Below are 5,920 nucleotides of genomic sequence, written 5' to 3'. Positions count from 1 at the left end.
ATCTAATATTGAAATCCTTAGACATATAAATACAGTTACAATTGAAGATAAACACCCACATAAAAAACCTATAAATACTTTCTGAATAATATATTGGCTCCTAGTTTGTGGTAAAATTTCATTGATAAATGAAATTCCATCCTCTTTTTCAGATATAATATTCATTGCATTAAAAGTACATCCCATAAACATAGCTGTAATTAAAATCATAGCAATAAAAATATTTTGAAATTCTTTTAATACATTGTCTTTAGGTAATATAGTAACCTCAGTATTTTCTAAATCTCCCTTTAGTCTAAAAATTTTAGGTAACATCTTTGCTACATTTTTTATAGTATTAATCTCATTTCCATAAACTATAGTTTGAATCGCCTCACCATTACTAACAACTCCGATTGTATTTGTTTTAATATTTTTAACTTCACTTATTAAATGATTCTCAGTTTGATATTGTTCAACTGACCCATATCTACTTAGCCATTGCTCTGTCTGTGTAGAAAGTGTATTTTTTACTATACCAAATTGCAACTCACCTATTGAAGATATATCAATGGTTCCAACAATATTTATTAAAACAGCCATGACAATTGGTAAAAAGAAAGAAATTATGCACATTTTATCTTTTCTTATACTCTTCAACTGATAACGTAATCCTATCAACACTATCCCTCCCTAATCAATTCTTTATCAAAAACATTTTTAACAAGTAAAAAAAGAACTATTATTGTCAAAGAGCATGCAATAAAATAACTAATTTCACTCGAGAAACGTATAAAAAAAGCATTTTTTAACTCATTATAAACATGATAAAAAGGATGATATTTAATCCAACCTATTTCAAAAGACGTATTTACAGACAAAAACACAGGCGTAGTTATAAATACAGCAACTAAAAGATATACAAGAGAAAATTGTTTAAAATCCTTTAGTAACATTGAACATCCAAATCCAATTAAAGACATAATAATGGATAAAATTCCAGTTTGAACTAGCACCTGAGGGAGTATTTTTATTCCTTCAAAAAATCCAACATTAATTATTAATAAAAGTACTGTAAAACATAGGTCACATATCAGAAATATAGATATTTTTGATAATATAAAAAGACTTCTTTTTACAGGCAAAATACCTGTGATACGCATTACACCCATTTGCTTCTCTTTAAACAGTAATGAAGCAATACCTAAAAATCCAATCGCTACAATTTCAAAAAATAAAATCTCACAAGTCATTTCTTTTCGTAGTTTCATCTCAGATGTATCTTCATAATTGATTTGAATTACTTCGTCTTTTTCTGATATTTTTGCATCATTATCTTTTTGTGATAATAGCAAGGACAATGCATAATCAGCCCTATAATTATCAACTCCTTTAATACTCTCATATAAAATTACATTTGCTTTATTCCCACTAGCATCAATCCCAACTGCATTTGTATCTTCAGATAGTTTTGATTTTAATTCATCAATAGAAGAAACAGGATGAATTAATGGAGATTCATGCATACTTGTATTCTCTGGTTCGTACATATAAACACTGTTGTGATAGGAATCTTCATCCATAAATTTTATATAACCAAAATTAATATAGCATGAATAAAGTATAAGAGATGAAAGGGCTAATATAAAGAATTTGCCATAAATAATCATCCATAAATCTTTTTTCATTAAGGTTAAAAATTTAGAATACATCAATATAACATCCTTCCTGTATATTTAATAAAAATCTCTTCTAAAGTAGGCTCTTTTGAATGTACACTCAATATCTCATCATATTCAAAAGTCATACCAGATTCTAATTCTTCCATGTCTAAACTCTTACTCTCTCGTTTCCCATAATATATAAACTCAACTTCAACCTTATTATTACTATTTTTCACCTTTAAATTTTTAGGGCTACCTATTGCCATGATTTTACCATCTGCAATGAAAGCTACTCTGTTACACATTAAATCCGCATCCAACATATTATGAGTAGTTAAAAATATAGTCGTTCCTTTTTTTCGTTCTTCTTCAATAATTTTACGAAACAATACAGCTCCAGATGGGTCAAGCCCACTAGTAGGCTCATCTAAAAACAACAGTCTTGGATTGCTTATTAACGCCCTTGCCATGCTGATACGTTGTTTCATTCCTTTTGAATAAGATGATACAGGTTTATTTATAAACTCTTTCTTAAACTCTAACAAATCTAAAAGCTCACCTATATCTCTTCTCTGTTTCTTAGGATAAAAGGATGAAAAATATTCAAGGTTGTCAATTGCACTTAAATTTGTATATAAATATGGGAACTCAAATAGAACACCAATTTTTTGATATAAAGATTCTGTATATGCTTCAACTTCTTTTCCAAAAAGTGATACTTGGCCACCATACCCTTTTAAAACTCCATTCAATATTTTTTGTGTTGTTGATTTTCCTGAACCATTAGGTCCAAGAAATCCAAATATCTCACCTTCTTTTACATCAAAATCAAGCCCATGTAATATCTGTTTATCTTTTCCATAAGAGAATGTCAGTTCTTTGACTTTTATCATACATTATAATCCTCCTTGTCCTTTTTTTCTTTCTGTCGTCTATCCCACCATTTTATAAATTTAACTTTAAATGGAATAGAAACTAAAACTATTAGTACGATAATTAACCATGTATACCATTTCACAAATACCCCTCCCTCCTGTTTTACTTAGTGATTATGTTTTATTTATTTCTTTAAATTATTTTATTGCCATCAAGTGAAATCAAGGTGTCTCTCTTGTGAAATTGAAGTGAAATAATAAAAAGTCCTGTTTTCACCAAGAAAACAGAACTTTTTATTAGATACTTTTTGTTAAAATTTTTTATTAAGATATTTTATTAATTTTTTTATTAGGCAATTTTATCAAGCATTTTATCTTTTATGATTTATAAGCTATTCCTCACTTATCATCAATTGGAATCATAAAATAAAACTCTACTCCTTTATCAAGATTTTCAACTCCATACTTTAAACCTTGCATTGTAAGTATTTGTGAAACAATAGCAAGTCCTAGACCAGAACCACCTTTGCTTTGAGATTCAGTGCTACGATAAAATTTAGACCAAATCTTTGGAATCTCATCTAGCTCTATAGTCTTACCATCATTATAAATCTTAAAAACAAGTAAACCATTACATAATGTAACAGATAAGTCTAAATTGCCATTATACTTGACGTGCTTCTTTGCATTGATAATTAAATTTTCTACTACTTGCTCCATTCTCGTTCTATCTACAACAACAAAAACCTTATTTTCTGGCAAATCATAAGTAAAATAAAAATCAATATCTGGAACATCAATTAATAGACGCCCTGCCACAGTTTCAACAAATTCTATAAAATCAAAACGCTCTGGATTGAGTTTAGATACGCCTGCTTCTAAGGCAGATAAATCTAACAACGATACAATCATATTGTTCATTCTATCAGTTTCTTCTATAATGATGTTCATATAAAGCTTCTTCTTTTCTTCATCAACTTCATCCATAAGACCCTCTGTATAAGCACGAATAATACCAAGTGGTGTTTTCATTTCATGTGAAATTGTGTCCACTAATTCCTTTCTTTGCTCTAATAACATTCTTTCCTTATTTACATCTTTTTCAAGTTGGATATTTGCACCTTCCAGCTCTAACAAAGCCTGTTGTAAATTTGTAGACATTGTATTTAAACTCCTAGAAAGTTCTCCAAATTCGTCATTCGTGTTAACAGTACATGGATTAGAAAAATCTAGTTGTGACATATTCTTTGCAGATTTATTTATAGAGGTAATTGGCTCTGAAATAAACCTTCCCAATAAAAAATCAATACCTAAAATAAATATAATCATTACTATAAACCAAATCCAAAATCCAAGCCTACTATTTATTGGAAGTTCTTCAACAATAAGATAAAACAATATAATACTTGCTCCTGCCAGTTTAGAAAGAAAAAATACTTTTTTTCTCACTGAGTATAATCCAAAATTTGTCTTAATCCAACTTGACATATTTACATTCTTTAATTTATTTATAAACTTTCTTAAATTAGCCATTATTTAACCTCAAACTTATATCCTGAACGAATTAATGTAACTATATGATGACCTTCACTACCGAGTTTTTTACGCAAAGTCTTTATGTGTGTATCTACAGTTCGTGTATTTCCTTCAAAATCATATCCCCATATACAATTCAATAACTTATCTCTAGAAAAAACTTGATTAGGATTTTCCATAAATAAACGTAATAATTCAAATTCCTTGTATGTTAAATCAATAAGTTTATCCTCTACATATACTTGCCTTGACTTCAATGTAATAAATAGCTTACCTACACTCAATGAATTTTTTGGAATATCAACAGTATACCTACTAAGTAATGCTGTCACTTTTGCTAATAACACCTTTGGACTAAATGGTTTTGTTATATAATCATCAGCTCCATATTCATAACCTTTTAATTTATCTTCTTCTTCACCTTTAGCTGTCAATATAATAATAGGTATATTAGTCATTTCACGTGAAACTCTACATACTGAGAATCCATCTAAATACGGCATCATAATATCCAATATCATTAAATCTATATCATTATTCTTCAGTATTGTAAGTGCTTCTACTCCATCATCAGCAGTTATGCAAGTATATCCTCCCTTTTGCATGTATTCTACAATTATATCTTGCATTCTTTTTTCATCTTCTACTACTAAGATTTTAGACATTATTATTTTATCACCTCAGTTTTTTAACTTTATTTTAGTTTATATTAATTTATTTATTTTGTAACTGTTTTTTAGAAAATAACATGTTTATAAAAATAACCTACCAATTTATAAAAATAGCCTGCCAACTTTGCTTCATGTTGGCAGGCTAAGAAATTCTAAAATACTTATTATATTATTTTAATACTAGCTTATTTTTTTGATTAAAATATATTCTAAAACAAATCTCTTCAATTAATGCATAAATTGCACTTGTTGTAAAATATAGACCCAAGGCTACTGGAGTTCTAACAGTTATTATAAGACTTGTTATAGTAGTCATTATAACCGTTTGTTTATTAAATGTTCTTTGAGAATTCACCTTAAAATATGGTATATAATTTATTAAATTTGGAGCTAACATAGTTAATGTGTATATACAAGGTAGTATAAATAAATTATCAGCTGTATTTAAATTAGCAATCCAAGGAATTATAACTGTTGTAAATCCCTTTGGCATGTTTAAGCATACATGATACAGTGCATATATTACTGGCATTTGTAGTAAAATTGTGGAACACCCAATCATACTCTTCATGCTTTCCACAGAGTGTATCTGTAGTTGCTTTTCAAGTTCTTTAGCATTATCTTTATATTTTTCTTTTATATGTCCCATTTTTTCTGCCAATTCTTGTTGTTTTTTCATAGAAAATCTTTGTTTTAATGACAACGGCATTAGTACCAACTTTACTATTAAAGTTATAAGTACTATTGCAATCCCAAAATCTCCTGTAAAACTAAATAATATATTTAATACCTCTTGTAGTATATTTGAAATGAAATCCATTCTATTCTCTCCTTTTGTTTTAAATTATTGAACTGTAATAGAATCATTTCAAATTAAAATATACTATAATACCTCCAAATATCATATTTTTGAAAAACAATATAATGCTTAGGCAATCTTTTTTCAGAATATGTAAATCTATTTATAAATATATTTTTTATTAAAACATATTTAACTTTATGATATAAGAGGTCTTTACAAAAGTAAATTATGCATCCAAGGATAGATACTAATAATGTCATATAAATTAGTATATACAACATGTTATCCATATCCAATCTCATTACATCACCTCATCAGTATTTATATTTGTTTTTACATTTATGTTTATGTTTATGTTTATGTTTATGTTTAGATAATTATAGTATATTAATC

General features: G+C 27.7%; 7 protein-coding genes. All 7 read right to left on the bottom strand.

Translation table 11 applies throughout. The features are described from left to right. The coding region (locus KGF50_RS19890) for an ABC transporter permease (RefSeq protein WP_227849664.1) at nucleotides 1–660 on the bottom strand (660 nt) is incomplete at its 3' end. A gap of 2 nt (nucleotides 661–662) precedes the next feature. Continuing rightward, a complete protein-coding gene (locus KGF50_RS19885; RefSeq protein ID WP_413926848.1) occupies nucleotides 663–1,667 on the bottom strand; it encodes an ABC transporter permease in 1,005 nt (334 codons plus the stop codon). A gap of 23 nt (nucleotides 1,668–1,690) precedes the next feature. Next, on the bottom strand, nucleotides 1,691–2,536 hold the full coding sequence (locus KGF50_RS19880; RefSeq protein ID WP_227849662.1) for an ABC transporter ATP-binding protein: 846 nt from the start codon (nucleotides 2,534–2,536) through the stop codon (nucleotides 1,691–1,693). Next, nucleotides 2,533–2,661: a hypothetical protein gene (locus KGF50_RS22430; protein ID WP_413926847.1), complete on the bottom strand. Its 129-nt coding sequence runs from the start codon at nucleotides 2,659–2,661 to the stop codon at nucleotides 2,533–2,535. Before KGF50_RS22430 ends, KGF50_RS19880 begins: the two co-directional genes overlap by 4 nt. Before the next feature lie 256 nt (nucleotides 2,662–2,917). After that, nucleotides 2,918–4,051, bottom strand: coding sequence for a sensor histidine kinase (locus KGF50_RS19875; RefSeq protein ID WP_227849661.1), 1,134 nt, complete (start codon nucleotides 4,049–4,051; stop codon nucleotides 2,918–2,920). Continuing rightward, nucleotides 4,051–4,719, bottom strand: coding sequence for a response regulator transcription factor (locus tag KGF50_RS19870; RefSeq protein WP_227849660.1), 669 nt, complete (start codon nucleotides 4,717–4,719; stop codon nucleotides 4,051–4,053). The genes KGF50_RS19875 and KGF50_RS19870 overlap by 1 nt, the downstream gene beginning before the upstream one ends. Nucleotides 4,720–4,894: 175 nt before the next feature. Then, the gene (locus tag KGF50_RS19865; protein ID WP_227849659.1) at nucleotides 4,895–5,545 is read right to left on the bottom strand and encodes a membrane protein insertase YidC; all 651 of its coding nucleotides are present in this window, start codon (nucleotides 5,543–5,545) and stop codon (nucleotides 4,895–4,897) included. Nucleotides 5,546–5,920 lie beyond the last annotated feature (375 nt).

Source organism: Clostridioides sp. ZZV15-6598 (assembly GCF_020657705.1).
GTDB lineage: Bacteria > Bacillota > Clostridia > Peptostreptococcales > Peptostreptococcaceae > Clostridioides > Clostridioides difficile_F.
Note: the sequence above shows the minus strand (reverse complement) of the source record. Positions and strands in the feature narration are given on the sequence as shown.

What these genes read in the sequence shown, in the direction of transcription:
- KGF50_RS19885 (WP_413926848.1), bottom strand. Translation starts at nt 1,667, where the DNA reads ATGAAAAAAGATTTATGGATGATTATTTATGGCAAATTCTTTATATTA.
- KGF50_RS19880 (WP_227849662.1), bottom strand. Translation starts at nt 2,536, where the DNA reads ATGATAAAAGTCAAAGAACTGACATTCTCTTATGGAAAAGATAAACAG.
- KGF50_RS19875 (WP_227849661.1), bottom strand. Translation starts at nt 4,051, where the DNA reads ATGGCTAATTTAAGAAAGTTTATAAATAAATTAAAGAATGTAAATATG.
- KGF50_RS19870 (WP_227849660.1), bottom strand. Translation starts at nt 4,719, where the DNA reads ATGTCTAAAATCTTAGTAGTAGAAGATGAAAAAAGAATGCAAGATATA.
- KGF50_RS19865 (WP_227849659.1), bottom strand. Translation starts at nt 5,545, where the DNA reads ATGGATTTCATTTCAAATATACTACAAGAGGTATTAAATATATTATTT.